Origin of the sequence: Segetibacter koreensis DSM 18137 (assembly GCF_000374045.1) — a bacterium.
In the GTDB taxonomy this organism is placed as follows: Bacteria; Bacteroidota; Bacteroidia; order Chitinophagales; family Chitinophagaceae; genus Segetibacter; species Segetibacter koreensis.
Window position 1 is genome coordinate 201,792 of record NZ_KB893348.1, and the last position, 14,869, is coordinate 216,660.

The 14,869-nt window shown below is 36.8% G+C and carries 14 protein-coding genes; 8 read left to right on the forward strand and 6 right to left on the reverse strand.

Annotation, left to right across the window (positions count from 1 at the left end; translation table 11 throughout):
• Position 1: 1 nt before the first annotated feature.
• Complete coding sequence (locus B154_RS0120280; protein ID WP_018616177.1) at positions 2-964, reverse strand: polyprenyl synthetase family protein; 963 nt, start codon at positions 962-964, stop codon at positions 2-4.
• A 437-nt stretch (positions 965-1,401) separates the two neighbouring features.
• Between B154_RS0120280 and B154_RS29245 the strand changes: the two genes are divergently transcribed.
• The 8 genes from B154_RS29245 to B154_RS0120320 all read left to right on the forward strand — a co-directional run bounded on the left by B154_RS29245 (position 1,402) and on the right by B154_RS0120320 (position 8,780).
• Positions 1,402-3,123: an OmpA family protein gene (locus B154_RS29245; protein WP_157580890.1), complete on the forward strand. Its 1,722-nt coding sequence runs from the start codon at positions 1,402-1,404 to the stop codon at positions 3,121-3,123.
• Positions 3,124-3,366: 243 nt separating this feature from the next.
• The gene (locus B154_RS0120290) at positions 3,367-4,182 is read left to right on the forward strand and encodes an outer membrane protein assembly factor BamD (protein WP_018616179.1); all 816 of its coding nucleotides are present in this window, start codon (positions 3,367-3,369) and stop codon (positions 4,180-4,182) included.
• On the forward strand, positions 4,157-4,498 hold the full coding sequence (locus B154_RS0120295) for a DNA-directed RNA polymerase subunit omega (protein ID WP_018616180.1): 342 nt from the start codon (positions 4,157-4,159) through the stop codon (positions 4,496-4,498). The genes B154_RS0120290 and B154_RS0120295 overlap by 26 nt, the downstream gene beginning before the upstream one ends.
• 66 nt (positions 4,499-4,564) lie before the next feature.
• Complete coding sequence (gene coaBC / locus B154_RS0120300) at positions 4,565-5,767, forward strand: bifunctional phosphopantothenoylcysteine decarboxylase/phosphopantothenate--cysteine ligase CoaBC (RefSeq protein ID WP_018616181.1); 1,203 nt, start codon at positions 4,565-4,567, stop codon at positions 5,765-5,767.
• The gene (gene porD / locus B154_RS0120305) at positions 5,754-6,677 is read left to right on the forward strand and encodes a type IX secretion system protein PorD (protein WP_018616183.1); all 924 of its coding nucleotides are present in this window, start codon (positions 5,754-5,756) and stop codon (positions 6,675-6,677) included. Before coaBC ends, porD begins: the two co-directional genes overlap by 14 nt.
• Positions 6,674-7,039, forward strand: a complete 366-nt coding sequence (locus tag B154_RS0120310; protein ID WP_018616184.1) for a DUF4296 domain-containing protein — start codon at positions 6,674-6,676, stop codon at positions 7,037-7,039. Before porD ends, B154_RS0120310 begins: the two co-directional genes overlap by 4 nt.
• 145 nt (positions 7,040-7,184) lie before the next feature.
• The gene (locus tag B154_RS0120315) at positions 7,185-7,922 is read left to right on the forward strand and encodes a hypothetical protein (protein WP_018616185.1); all 738 of its coding nucleotides are present in this window, start codon (positions 7,185-7,187) and stop codon (positions 7,920-7,922) included.
• Positions 7,923-8,141: 219 nt separating this feature from the next.
• A complete protein-coding gene (locus B154_RS0120320; RefSeq protein WP_018616187.1) occupies positions 8,142-8,780 on the forward strand; it encodes an SET domain-containing protein in 639 nt (212 codons plus the stop codon).
• Here B154_RS0120320 and B154_RS0120325 read toward each other — a convergent pair.
• The 5 genes from B154_RS0120325 to B154_RS0120345 form a co-directional block, all read right to left on the reverse strand.
• Positions 8,775-9,626 carry an aminotransferase class IV gene (locus tag B154_RS0120325; RefSeq protein ID WP_018616188.1) on the reverse strand — a complete coding sequence of 284 codons (852 nt, stop codon included), beginning with the start codon at positions 9,624-9,626 and terminating at the stop codon, positions 8,775-8,777. The two genes, B154_RS0120320 and B154_RS0120325, sit on opposite strands and share 6 nt — an antisense overlap.
• A gap of 184 nt (positions 9,627-9,810) precedes the next feature.
• Positions 9,811-11,889, reverse strand: coding sequence for a (E)-4-hydroxy-3-methylbut-2-enyl-diphosphate synthase (ispG, locus tag B154_RS0120330; RefSeq protein WP_018616190.1), 2,079 nt, complete (start codon positions 11,887-11,889; stop codon positions 9,811-9,813).
• A 109-nt stretch (positions 11,890-11,998) separates the two neighbouring features.
• Complete coding sequence (locus tag B154_RS0120335; protein ID WP_018616192.1) at positions 11,999-12,634, reverse strand: tetratricopeptide repeat protein; 636 nt, start codon at positions 12,632-12,634, stop codon at positions 11,999-12,001.
• Complete coding sequence (locus B154_RS0120340; protein ID WP_018616193.1) at positions 12,622-13,632, reverse strand: VWA domain-containing protein; 1,011 nt, start codon at positions 13,630-13,632, stop codon at positions 12,622-12,624. Before B154_RS0120340 ends, B154_RS0120335 begins: the two co-directional genes overlap by 13 nt.
• 67 nt (positions 13,633-13,699) lie before the next feature.
• Entirely contained in the window at positions 13,700-14,533 is an 834-nt protein-coding gene (locus B154_RS0120345; RefSeq protein WP_018616194.1) for a penicillin-binding transpeptidase domain-containing protein, read from the reverse strand.
• Positions 14,534-14,869 lie beyond the last annotated feature (336 nt).

A 14,869-nucleotide genomic window follows, 5' to 3' on the forward strand; every position in this document is an offset into this window, starting at 1 on the left:
ATTAATAATTACGGTCTGTAGTATATCTTACAAGTTCTTCTAATCCTTTTCTGACTTCACTATCGGGAAATTCGTAAAGCACGTCGAGAGCTTCATCGCGGTAAGCAAGCATTTTTTTTCTTGCATAATCAATTCCTCCCGCCTTTTGAACTTCGTCTATTACAAATTTTACTTTATCCTTTTTTGTATTTTCGTTTTTTACAATATACACTAATTGTCTTTTTAGTGAAGGACTAACAGTGTTTAAAGTATAAATGAGCGGTAATGTCAATTTCTTCTCTTTAATATCATTTCCCGTTGGCTTTCCTATATCAGCATTTCCATAATCGAATAAGTCGTCTTTTATTTGAAATGCAATGCCTGCTTTTTCACCAAAGGTTCTCATCTTGTTAATGGCATCATCATCATCGAAAGTAGTTGATGCACCTGCAGCACAGGAAGATGCCACTAACGAAGCTGTCTTATTCTTTATTATTTGAAAATAAATGTCTTCCTTTAAATTTAGGTTCCTTGATTTTTCTATTTGCAGCAATTCTCCCTCGCTCATTAGTTTAACAGCTTCAGACAATAATTGTAGTATTTTAAAATCATTATTGTCAAGAGATAAAAGCAAGCCTTTTGATAAAAGATAATCTCCTACTAAAACTGCTATTTTATTTTTCCAGAGAGCATTAATCGAAAAAAAACCTCTTCTTTCCAATGACTCATCCACAACATCATCGTGCACTAAAGTAGCTGTATGAAGCAATTCAACAAGCGAGGCAGCCCTGTAAGTCTTTTCATTTATTTCACCTCCCAGTTTTGCGCTTAATAAAACAAACATGGGTCGAAGTTGCTTTCCTTTTCGCTTAACGATGAACTGCATTATTTTATCGAGCAAAGAAACGTTGCTTTTAACGGCCTGTCTGAAATGACTTTCAAACTCCTTTAACTCCTTTGCCAATATACGTTGCGCTATTTCCATATTCTTTGTTGAACGCAAGATAATTGTATTAATAGAATTACAATTAAGGACGTTTGATAGAGTTAGTATTAGACGTACAAATAAAGATTCAATTTCCTCCTTAATTTAATTTTTTAAAATAAAATGTCGATTAAGAAGAACAGTTATAAAAATAAAATAATAATAATATGATAAAAATGAGATAATGAAATAAATACTGTTTTGAAGTCTTAAAGCCATGTTATATATTATTATTTTGATCATGACTGCTTTGGGAAAAAAAATCTACATCAGCCATGCAGCTAATATCAATAACTCTTGTCTAATTTATTCATTGTAAGCATGGTATAGTTTTTTTAACAAAATAAACAGTAAATATTTGGTTATTCATTCTCATAGCATACTTTTGCACGGGAATCCTAACAATATATTCTATTACAAAAAATACAAACACTTCTATGGCTAGTAAAAATTACGTATTAATGTTAGGCTTAATAAGCCTGTTATCCTCTGCCTCATATGCGCAGACGGATACAGCCGGTAATGCAACGAAAACCGATACAACACAGAATGCAGGAGCAGCAACAGGCACTGATACAACAGGTGCAGGTGCTGGTGTTGGAACTGGAACCGGAACCGGCACAGGTGTTGGAACAAGCGCAGGTGTTGGTGCTGCAGCAGGTGCAGAAACTTATACTCCTACGACCGGAGATGCAGGATATGATTGGAGAGATTCTTCAAAAATTCCAACAAGAAGACTTCCTCAACAGAGTGAGTTTGTAAATAACCAATACCCTTACCCAGCAAAGCCGAGAAGCATGTGGGAATTGGGTTTCAGCGCTGGAAACAGTATGATTTTCGGTGATATTAAATCAAAGGCCGATGTTGGTGGTGGTATAACATTACGTCATGCTATATCACATACCTTTTCTTACAGAATTGGTTACTTTGGATCTTACAATCAGGGTTATGGTAGCGGATACCAGCTGTTGACTGGTAAAAGACCTTATCAAAACTGGACACATATGGGCGGTCTTGATTTGATAGCTTCTCTTAATCCAAATAGCCACTACAGAGGAAATCCTAAGACTAATATATATGTATTAGCCGGTTATAGTTTAGTTGCTGCGAAAGTTTTCCAAAGAGGAACAGGCACAACTCAAATCGATGGCGCTTATGGTACTTATTATGGTGCCGGACAACCAAATAACAGGTCAGGACTTTTCCCGGGAATTAATACTTTCGGCGGTAAAAAGGTCGGTGAAAGGAAAGGTTGGTCTTTACTGAATGCAGCCAGCGTTGGTGCAGGTGTTGCAGTAAAGCTTAGCAAGAAAATTAATATTGGAATTGAACAAAGATTCACTGGTGGATCTTATGATGCACTTGACGGATATATAGGTGGAAAGTCTAATGATATTTATAGCTTTACCAGTGCTAGACTTAATATTAATTTAGGTAGTTCTTCCAAAAGAGTTGAACCATTATGGTGGCTTAACGGAAATAACTTCATCTATAATGAGTTAAACCGTCCACAACACATGAAAATACCAACACCGGTATTACCTGATGCAGACGGTGACGGTGTAACTGATCAATTCGATATGGAACCAAATACACCTGCAGGAGCTCCTGTTGATGTACGTGGTGTAGCTAAAGATTCTGATGGTGATGGCGTTCCTGATTATAAAGATAAAGAGCTTCTTACTCCACAGAAATGTTTCCCTGTTGATGCTGATGGCGTTGGTAATTGCCCTGAGCCAGCGTGCTGCACAGAGCTAAGAACCAGAATGGATAGTCTATCAGCTGCTACTAGCTGTACCCTAACCAATTTACCAAGTGTACAATTCAGGTCTGGAAGAGCAACACTAAGTAAAGATGCTATGGGATTATTGCAAAGTGCTGCTGAACAAATCAAAGGCAGTCCTAATTGCAGAATTAAAGTAATCGGGCACTTAGGTACAGGTCAGAGCAGCAAGCGTGCTCAGCAATTAAGTTGGGATAGAGTAAATACGGTAATACGCTATCTTGTAGAGAAACAAGGTATCAGTGAGGACAGATTAATCTTCTCTTACCAGGAAGAAGGTGAAGGTGATCCAAACACTGTTGATTTACAGGGTACTACTGAGACTGGACCTAGCACAGTTCCTGCTCCTCACCCGAACTTACAGAAAAGAAAATAGTAGAATTAGATAGGAATTATTTTGAAAGCCCTTCGTTTTTTCGAAGGGCTTTTTTAACATGATAGTGAATTTTTTAGAAACTACGTTTAATGTTTTATAGATTGTAAGTCGATCTATCGATGATGGTAGGGTCACCTGAAAATTTGTTAAGTTCTTTCTGTTTGACAACAATTAACTAAACTTGTTGTTTTTTTTAGCTATAAGGTTATAATTTGCCATCAAATGGCTATGACAAAGAATTTTATGAATAGGTTTTTTTCATTTCTGGTTTTTTTGGTTCTATTTTCTTCATGTGCCAGTAAGCTTGGCAAAACCCTTAAAAGCACTGATAGTGATTATAAACTAAAGGTCGCTGAGAATTACTTCGCACAAAAGAAGTATAATAACGCTCAGGTCTTATTTGAGGACTTGTTTCCTGTGTTTAAAGGAACTGCGAAGTTTGAAGATCTGTATTACAAGTATGCTTATACTTCTTATTATTTGAATGATTATGCTAATGCTGAAAATCTCTTCAAGACTTTTGTTGAGACCTTTCCCACGAGTAGTAAAGCTGAAGAGGCGGATTATATGAGGGCCTACTGTTTTTATAAACAATCTCCCAAGCCCGAATTGGACCAGACTAATACAACGAAGGCTATGGGGCAATTGCAGGCATTTATAAACAATCATCCTCAGTCGCCGAAAGTTGCTGAAGCTACTGCCATTATTGATCAAATGAGGGCCAAACTGCAAATTAAAGATTTTAAAAGCGCAGAGTTATACTATAATCTCGGCTATTATAAAGCTGCTGGTATAGCCTTTAATGGATTAATTGAAAACTACCCTGATAGTAACCAGGGTGATGAATATAAACTGATGGTGATTAAATCTTATTACCTTTATGCAAATAATAGTGTAGAAGAAAAACAGCCGGAAAGATTTGATAAGGTTGTTACCGAGTGTACAGATTTCCGGGATAGATTTCCTGACAGTAAGCTATTGGAGACTGTTGAGTATTATAAAACAGAATCATTAAATAAAATAAAATCGAAAAATGAGCAAACTAAGAAGGCAGCTTAGTGCAAATACTGCAAGTGTGGTAGAGACAAAAAGCCTTATTGACATTAAAGGTAAAACCGGTAATTTATATGAGTCTATTGCTATTGTGGCGAAAAGGGCAAATCAGATTAATATTGTTTTAAAGGAAGAATTGCATAACAAATTGGAAGAATTCGCAACCCATACGGACAGCCTGGAGGAGATTCACGAGAATAAAGAGCAGATTGAGATTTCAAAAGCATATGAAAAGATGCCTAATCCTGCTATTCTGGCAACCCAGGAATTTATGGATGATAAGATATATTTCCGCAAAAATGACACTGACCTGTTCAGCTAAGAAAAATATTTATTATTAACAGTAACGACAGTTTTTAAGACTGTCGTTTTTTGTTACTTTACGTTTATGTTACGTGGCAGGAAAATTCTTTTAGGGATATCAGGAAGCATTGCTGCTTATAAATCTGTTTTTCTTGTCCGTTTGTTAGTGATTGCGGGCGCGGAAGTTAAAGTAATAATGAGCCCCTCGGCCAAAGACTTTGTCTCACCTTTTACGTTGGCTACTTTAAGTAAAAATAAAGTTCTTTCTGCCCTTGCTGATGAAGATACCTGGGCCAACCATGTTATGTTGGGGCGCTGGGCCGATGTTATGGTTATTGCTCCTTTAAGTTGTAATACTTTGGCAAAGATGGCAAATGGGCTATGCGATAATCTTTTGCTGGCAGCTTACTTATCTGCCACTTGCCCCGTCGTAGCGGTTCCTGCCATGGATGAGGACATGTGGCTTCATTCATCAACAGTAAAAAACATTAAAACGATTGAGGGTTTTGGAAATTCTGTAATTTCTGTCAGGAAAGGTGAGTTGGCAAGTGGACTTTATGGTGAAGGAAGAATGGCAGAGCCTCACGATATTGTTACTTTTGTTGAAGAAAGGTTTTTTAGGTCAGAAGTTTTAAAAGGTAAACATGCGTTGGTAACGGCTGGTCCAACTTACGAAGCCATAGACCCTGTGAGATTTATTGGTAATCACTCAAGTGGTAAAATGGGAATTGCAATAGCAGAGGCTCTTTATTCATTAGGTGCAAACGTCCGTTTGGTTTGTGGTCCTGTTAATAAATTGCCTCGATTTAAAGATATTGGAGTTACAAGTGTGACTTCTGCTGAAGAAATGTATAATGCGTGTTTGTCTCATTTTGTTGATGCTGATATTGCTGTCATGGCTGCAGCTGTTGCAGACTATACACCCGTACATGTTTCTCCTGGTAAAATAAAGAAGAATAATGATAGCATTCAACTTGAGTTGACTAAAACCAAAGATATTTTACGAAGCCTTGGAGAAATAAAAAATGAAAGACAATTTTTAGTAGGTTTTGCTTTGGAAACCGAAAATGAAAATGAAAATGCAATAAAAAAACTGTCAGAAAAAAATGCTGATTTGATTGTGCTAAACAGTCTTAAAGATGAAGCCGCAGGATTTGGAAAGGATACAAATAAAGTAACCATTTTTGATAGGGACAGAAATGCTTATTCTTTTGAAGCTAAAAGCAAAACACTTGTTGCAACAGATATTGTTGATCTGATAATAAAAAAGTTAAATGAAAAAAGGTAATATTTTCCTGCTATTATTCATATTTGTGTCTACTAGTTTTACTTACAGTCAGGAACTGCAATCAAAGGTAACTATAATGGCATCGCGCGTGCCAAGTACAGTCAATAAAAAGATTTTTCAGACACTGCAGACGCAGCTTACTAATTTTATAAATAATCGCAAATGGACTCCTGATGTTTTTCAGCCGCAGGAAAGAATTGAATGCAGTTTTCTATTGAATATAGAAAGTGTTGTAGAGCCAGATGTGTATAAAGCAAGCTTAACAGTTCAGGCCGCACGTCCTGTTTACAATTCTTCATATTCTACTGCTCTGATAAACTTCCAGGATGCAGATCTTACATTTCGTTATGTTGAATACCAGCCCGTAGAATTCAATGAGAACCGTGTGCAGGGCTCTGACGCATTGGCAAGCAACCTGACTGCAACTTTTGCATATTATGTAAATATGATATTAGGTTTAGATTACGATTCTTTTGCTGCAAAAGGGGGAGACGCATATTTTCAAAAATGCCAGAACATTGTAAATAATGCTCCGGAAAATAAAAATATAACTGGCTGGAAAGCCTTTGATGGTACGAGAAACAGGTATTGGCTTGCAGAAAATTTTATGAATACTCGTTTTAACCTGGTTCACGATGTTATTTATACTTATTACAGGCAAGGGTTGGATAATATGTATGAGAAAGAAGCAGATGCAAGAGGTAAAATATTAAATGCATTATTGCAATTACAAACCCTTAACCAGGATAATCCTAACTCGATGGTCGTAGCCTTTTTTATGGCGGGTAAATACCAGGAACTATCTCGTTTATTTAAAAAAGCAACACCACCTGAGAAAGCCCGTGTTTTAGAAACCTTGCAAAAATTAGACGTAGCTAATATCGCGAAGTATCAACAGGACCTCAAATGAAAAATTGCATTTATATCTGTTTGACTCTTATTTTTATTGGCTGTTCGCATCGTCCTGTTCCTAAAGAGATTCTTCCGCCTGATAGTATGGAGAAAATCGTATATGATCTTCTTAAGGTAGATGAATACATAAACAATTACGTTTCAAAAGATACAACTGCTAATATAAAAATGAAGCGCAGTATTTTTTACGAACAAATTTTTAAATTGCACAGTACCACCAGAAAAGAATTTTATACCAGCTATAGATACTATCAACAACATCCTGACATTCAAAAAACATTATTTGATTCGGTATCAGCAAAGGCCGCCAGAGGAAGTTCGGTAGTTCCACATGTTTTACCAGTAAAGCCTGCAAAGTAAAAGCTATAGCCCTGCTTTTTTAGCAATATTTTTTGCGAATGCTTTTGAATATAATATCGATGCTAAGTCTGTTTATTGGTATTTTCGCAACCTTTATCAGTGCTTCTATTAGCTTGTCAGAACGTTCTTAACAGAGACATCCTTTATGTTTATTTCTTCCTCCTATCTAGAGATCAATTATGGAGTAAATGATGAAATCGCAAAGTTTTTTGTTGATCGCGAACCTCCTGCAAACAACTTGTATTGGAAAGATAAATTGCTGTACCTGAGACCAGCTGCAGGATATCTATTTATTCCCTTAATTGTTGATTTACTTTATCGCCTCGGCATAGACAAGCAGCAACTTATATCTGAAGAATTTGTTACAACAATGGAACAAGTCGGCCATATAAGTGCTTTGGAAGAAACAAAACAAATAACTAAAGATGATGCAATAAGCAAAAGCGTTGAGCTGGTGAAAGAGATATGTAAGGATATCGACTGGTATAACAATGTTATTAATTACCTCGCTAATAACAACAATAATTTTTTCACCAACCTATCTGTGCCTTTTAAAGCGTTGCAGAGAGGAGATTTGTTTTTATTTTCAGTATGTGCATTGTCATTTGCACCCGTATTAAACGAAAGAATTGCAGAACAATGGTTTGCTCTCATTAGCACTTTATTACTTTTAGACGATGCAGAAGACATAGAAGCAGATAAAGAAACCGGGGATGAAAATGCATTTATAGAAAGTGGACTAGATGCTTCGGGCCTTAAAAAAGTAGAAGAATTGGTAGAAACCAGTATAAAAAAAATTAGTGGTCTTAACCGGGCAATGGGAATTCAATTAATGAATCAATACCAGCAATATGTTGGGAAATTAAAACATCTGCTAGTCTGATACGTTCTGATGATTATGGTATAGTCACTAGAGAGGTTGTACTTTCTGCATTTTAACCCGACTTAAGTTTTCCTTTACTATCTCCCTAATCTTTATTTTTTATAATATTATAACCATACAATTTCAGATGCTTTTTATTAAAATAATATATTTATTTATTTAAAATGTTTTGTAGTTTTAGAATAATAATTAAGTATAAAAATTTCTGTTTTTGCCTATATGATCCATCCCAAGACTGAGTTAAGATTCATTAATGATAAAGTGGGCTACGGTGTTGTAGCTACGGAGTTTATTCCTAAAGGCACCATTACATGGGCATATGACCAACTCGACCGGTCTTTTACTCCTGCAGATATCGAATCTCTGGACAGAGTGTACAAAGATATTTTGCATAAATATTGTTACCGGGATAGTAAGGGCAATTACGTATTATGCTGGGACAATTCACGATTTGTAAACCATAGCTTTAACTCAAATTGTATTTCAACTGCTTACAATTTTGAACTTGCTGTACGTGATATTCACCCTGGTGAAGAACTTACAGATGATTACGGGTATCTCAATTGTTTAGAGCCTTTTGTCTGTCTACCGGAACAGGATACAAGCCGAACGTGTGTAATGCCCGATGATTTGTTGCATTTTTACAAAGAGTGGGATAATAAGCTTCAGGCTGCTTTTACTTATTTTAATAGCGTAGATCAACCATTGGCCTTTCTAATTGAACCCTCATACAGGTATAAAGTAGATGCGATTGCCTTAGGTATAGAATCAATGGATTCTATCTTAAATTGTTTTTATAATGACGATGAAAATTTGATGATAGTGAAGGAAGGGATGTTACATAGCTTCGCGTCATAAGGCATATTTTTCTGCTGTAGCAGCAATTAAATTTGCCTCCATTTTCAAAAATGCCTCAAGCAAAAAAGCGGTTATCTCACCTGGCTTTCCATCACCAATTTCTGTATTGTCAATTGAAAGAACCGGGATAATTCGTTTTGTTGTACTGGTTAAAAAAACTTCGGCAGCATTTTTAAGTTCATCGATAGTTACCGCTCTTTCCTCAACGGTGTACTTTTGTCGGGCAAGTTCGAGAACTTTCTTCCGTGTTATACCTTTCAAAACATTTTCGGCAGGTGTCACAACTTTTCCGTCTTTTGTAACCACAAACACATTTGATCTGGGAAACTCCAATACACATCCGTCTTTATGATATAACACATCGTCTGCTTCTTTCTGCTTTACTTTTTCCTGCAAGTATACTCCCATAAGATAATTTATTGATTTCGCAGTTGGAAGATCACGCATATACTCGTGCAGAATAATTTTAATTCCCTTAATAAATTTTTCGTTTCCTGGTAATTGTACAGCTTGTTGAATGATGATAAAATTAGGTGAGGCAGGCTGATAGCTATCATCGGAGTATCCGCCCGTTAAAATCAACCTGAAACTTGCATCAGCAATGTTATTTTGTCGTATCATCTCGCCTATGATCTTCTTTAATTCTTTTTTGGAATGCATAGGTTGTAAACGAAGTGTAGCCGCAGATGTAAAAAACCTGTCAAGATAATCATCAAGAAAAAGCGGAGTGAAATTACTTGTACGAAAAAAATCAAAAACGCCATAACCTCTCTGAATGGACAGATCTGAAATTCCAAGAGTGGCTTTACTTTCTTCTATAAATTGGTTATTTACAAATGCGATCATGGTACTATAAGCTACTGAGATGTTTAAGAGAAAATAAACAAGCACTTTTCTTTAGAAATTGGACTTTTTCTGTTTCAAACAAAACCTAACCGGCTGCTAACATATTGTTGAATGAAAGACTAAAACCTGAAGTGTGCGACGCAACCGGTGCTGATACTTTTACAACACACGACCTCATAACGGTCTACTCAACCGCTGCTGGTTCTACCCACGCGTCACTTTCTTTTAACAGCCTAATCAATTCAGACACTGCGATATCGCTGTTTACATTTCGCTTTACCACTTCCTTGCCCATGTATAAAGTAATTTTGCCAACACCACTACCAACATAGCCAAAATCGGCATCAGCCATTTCTCCCGGGCCGTTGACAATGCAGCCCATAATCGCTATTTTAACCCCTTTGAGGTGATTGGTAACAGCACGTATTTTAGCAGTCGTTTCCTGCAAATCAAAAAGAGTTCGACCGCACGAAGGACAGGAAATATATTCCGTTTTTGAGATTCGTGTGCGGGTAGCCTGCAGAATAGAAAAAGCAGTTGAATTTATAAATTGTTCAACCGTTAAATTGTTGAAGTAGTTTCTGCCGGAAGCATTTGTAACAGATGCATTTTCATAGGCCTTACTCGTCATGCCAAGGCAAATGCCATCGCCAAATCCATCTAAAAGTAACGCCCCACACTCAGTAGCATAATGAATGAGGTGTTCATCTGCAGTTTTCCAATAGCTATCGCACATAATAACAGCAGGATTAAGAATATTTCTTTGTATAAGTTCCATAAACATTCTACGAACAGCCGGCATCGGACGGGGATTGGTGCTGCTAAGGCAAAGAACAACGGTCTTATCATTGGAAATTGCATCTAAATAAGTAAAGTCATTAATGGCTGTTACATCATTAAAGCAGTCAATCATTACGAAATTCAGGTGCTTGTTTTTGACTTCGGATTGTACGAAACCACTATCTTGAAAAATAGGAAAATAGGTATTTTCTCTTTCACTGGCTTCAAACGCTTCCGAACTGAGTGCTTGCTGCCATGCAGAAGGATAAACTATTACTTTTAAAGTACCAGGTAAAGCAAAAGGCAAAATTTGGTGGCCGGTAAAAATGTAATCTGCAGCAGCATCGCTGATTGTCCATTTATCTGTTGCCATGTTATAAGCGTAGCCGACGCTTTGCAAATCTTCCCTTGTAATATTTTCGATTTTACTTAAATCAGCAATTACAACAGGCACATGCTTTTCACCAATATTGTCTACTGCAAAAGTTGATCTTCTTTGATAAATAAATGGATCATAAGGCACTTTAATAATTGGAGGGATAAACCCGGAAATATTTGAATTATCTGTCACCTGTTCATCATAGGGTAGCGTTTCAGTCCTCTTCTCGTATCTTTTGACGAGATCACGGCAAACCGGTATTTCGAATTCCGGGTCTTCGGTAAGGCTAACACGAATGGTATCGCCGATACCATCTTCTAGTAAGGTTCCTATGCCGGCTGCGCTTTTTACCCGCCCATCTTCGCCATCTCCTGCTTCCGTAACCCCTAAATGCAATGGGTAACATTCATTAAACTCCTGCATCATTTGCTGTATCAGTAACCTGTAGGCCTGCACCATTACCTGTGGATTGCTGCTTTTCATGCTAAGGATAATGTTGTGATAACTTTCCGCCCTCGCAATTCTTAAAAACTCCATCGCGCTTTCCACCATTCCCATTGGAGTGTCACCGTAACGACTCATAATACGATCGCTAAGGCTTCCGTGGTTAGTACCAATACGCATGGCTGTCCCAAATTCCCGACATATTTTTACGAGTGGCGTAAATCTTTCTCGAATCCTTTCTATCTCATCGTTGTATTCAACATCAGTATATTCTATAAATTCAAACTTCTTTTTATCAACATAATTACCTGGATTTACACGAACCTTTTCGACAATCCGCGCCGCTATCTCCGCTGCATTTGGAGTAAAATGTATATCTGCAATTAAGGGAATTGTATAACCTCGTTTCCTTAATTCATCTTTTATATTTCGTAGGTTTTCCGCTTCTTTTTTACTGGGGGCAGTTATTCGAACTAACTCTGCGCCCGCTTCAATGCACCTGATGGTTTGTTCTACAGTTGCCATCGTATCCATAGTATCGGTAGTGGTCATCGTCTGCACACGTATTGGATGATTATTTCCAATCAACAAATCTCCAACCTTTACCTCACGGGTTTGCAGTCTTCTATATTCAGGAAGTGAATTGCAGTATAATTGCATGATCTTTAAAATGGTCTAATTCGTTACAAGATAACGAAACACAAAAATAGTAAACTATTGCCGGAAAGGGTTTGTAGTTGTCGTGAAAGAAGCCTTAGGGCTTTCTATATTACCAGTCCTTACTATTTGATCTGCCGGTATTATTTTTCTTTTGCAGGTCTTGTTGCAGCTTTTTTTCGTCTTTCCGTAAGGCACTCAACATTTGCTCTACCTGTTTTTCATTTAGCTTGCTATTGTTTTTTTGTTGCTCAGGCTGTTTTTGGTTTTGCTGTTTATCCTGTTTTTTGTTTTCTTGTTTTTGCTGGTTTTGCTGAGATTGCTTTTTTAATTCATTCAGCGCTTTTTGAAGATTTTCTCTTGCTTCTTGATCGGTGGAATTTAGTAGAAGCGATTCCTTATAAGCTTCTATGCTTTCCAATAATTTCTTTTGATTGCTTAATGTAACGCCTCTATTGTATAATGCTTTAGATTTTGCTACTTCATCTTTCGTATTAGCAGCAGCCTCGCCAAAAGCCTTTTCAGCAGCTTCTGATTTTTTTGATTTGTATAAAGCATCTCCAAGGTTATATTGTGCTTTTGCATTTTTAGCATTCAGGTCTGCAGCTTTTTGATACTCCTCTGCGGCTTTCTCAAACTGCTGTTTTTTATATAGCTCATTGCCCTTAGCCACGAGCGATTGGTCATCCTGGCCTTTAGCAATTAGAGTTACCGGCAGTAACATTATTATAAAAACTATTTTTCCCATGAGAACCATTTCATTTTTCTTTCAGGAATAATTGTTTCAAGCAGCAGAAGGATAAAAGCAATCAACAAAAACCACTGAAAATAAGAACTGTATACTCTTATGCCGGTACCACCGATCTGTTTCTTTTCCATTTGATCAATTGAAGCAGCTAGCTGGGTGGCTACATCATCAGCACTGGTAAATAAAAGATATTGACCACCTGTTTGTGTTGCAATTTTTTGAAGATCTTTTTCATTCAGTTTAGAAACTACTGTATTTCCATTTTCATCTTTTTTATAATCATTAAGAGCGGGATCAAAAATGGGCGCGCCTTGCGGAGACCCTATCCCAATTGTATAAACGACTACTCCGTTATCCTCAAGCTCCTTCAATGCGGCATCTGCTTTTTCATCATGGTCTTCACCATCTGAGATCAGTATAACTGCCTTGTATTTTTTTTCTTTTGTATCTAAAGCAGTATTACACAATCTTAATGCATCGCCAATAACCGTTCCTTGCGTGGGCACAGCATCGGGACCTGCATTAGAAACATACAACCTGGCCGCAGCAAGATCCGAGGTCATTGGCATTTGCAAAAAAGCCTGGCCGGCAAATACAACCATACCCATACGGTTGTTACCCATTTTATCAATAATGCGGCTAATGACCTGTTTAGCCCTTTCAAGCCTGTTTGGTTTTATATCCTGCGCAAGCATGCTATTGCTCACATCCAACGCAATCATTACATCTATGCCCGCACGATTACCAGTATTACCTTTTGCAGGTTTTCTTATGTTTGCTGCTCCTACTATACACAATGCAATTGCTGCAATTATGAGCAAGAATTTGTAATTATAGTTTTTTGCAGAATAGTCAGAAGTGAGAGCATTAACCAATTCCTCATCACCTATTTGGTTTTTTACTTTTTTCTTCCATCTTAGTAAAAAAATAAATAAGGTGCAAAGCGGTACAAGGACAAGCAGGCCCGGCAGAAACTCAATATGTTGAAACGATAACATTAATAAAAAGAAAGCATTTGGTGCAAGCTACTGTTATGTTTACTAATGAAAACAAAAAATGAACCAATTACATTTTTCCCTGCAGGTAACCTAATTGTTTTAAGACACCTTTTAAAATATTCATTCTTATTAGAGGCATATTCATACTACGAGTGCCTTCAATATTAAGAGCGAAAAAATAAGGATGCTGATTTTCTAGAACCCAGCCAATTACCCACCCAACCGCATTACCGTTTTCACGAACCCCCATGCCCGTTTTATAAGCCAGTGTATAATTTGAATTTTTTTCCATCTCCATAATTTCCTTTACCAGCCTCATACTTCTTTTTTGAAAAGGTAACTGGTCAAAAAAGAGTTTTTTTACAAGTCCGAGTTGTTCATCTGCCGTTATTTTAATGGAGTTGTCGAGCCAGAAAGTGTCAATCTTATTTATTATAGCTTTTTTGTATCTCGATGCATACCCTAGTGTATCTAGCCAAAACTGCATAGTGTCTTTACCTATGCGCCGGGCAACTTCCTGAAAGTACGGTATTGCTGATGCTTTGAAAGCTTGAGCCATAGTAAGGTCTTTATTCCATTCAGTTGCAGTATCACGATCGGAATTCATTCGATTAATACCATCCCACTTAATCACCATTTTTTCATCGTTGATTTTGCCTGTCTCAAGACCAATGAGAGAATTTACAATTTCAAAAGTGGAAGCAGGCAGGTAAGCGCTGTCTTTAAAGCGAGGTAAATTATATATTGTAAATTGACCTGAACCGTTATTGTATAAACCAAATGTACCCTGTACATGGTTTTCATCAAAATACTTTTTGAGACTGTTATCAATTGTAACATTGTTTTGGTTACAAGCAGCGAAGCCAACAGCAAAGAGCAGAAAAACATACCAAGTCTTCATTAAAAAAATTTGTGCAAAGCTATTTAAATAATGACAACAAGTCCCAGAACCTAAACCAGGTAGAATAATTAAAAAAGTTAGTCGCTGATGTGGAAACAATGGTTGTTCGATAAAAAATAGTTCATCTTACCGAACTCCTGTTGATGCACTTTTTGCCTGATAAAATTTTTGAACTGAAGCTTCTATACACCTGCGCGTAGTTTTTTAGGATAAAAGGTATTTTAAGGCTAAAATATTAGTAGTATTAAAAATTGTTATAAATACCTTTTTTAAAACAATATCCTTTTTAGAAATTTTTGTAACTTTTTGTTTATGAAATCGTATCACAATTATAAC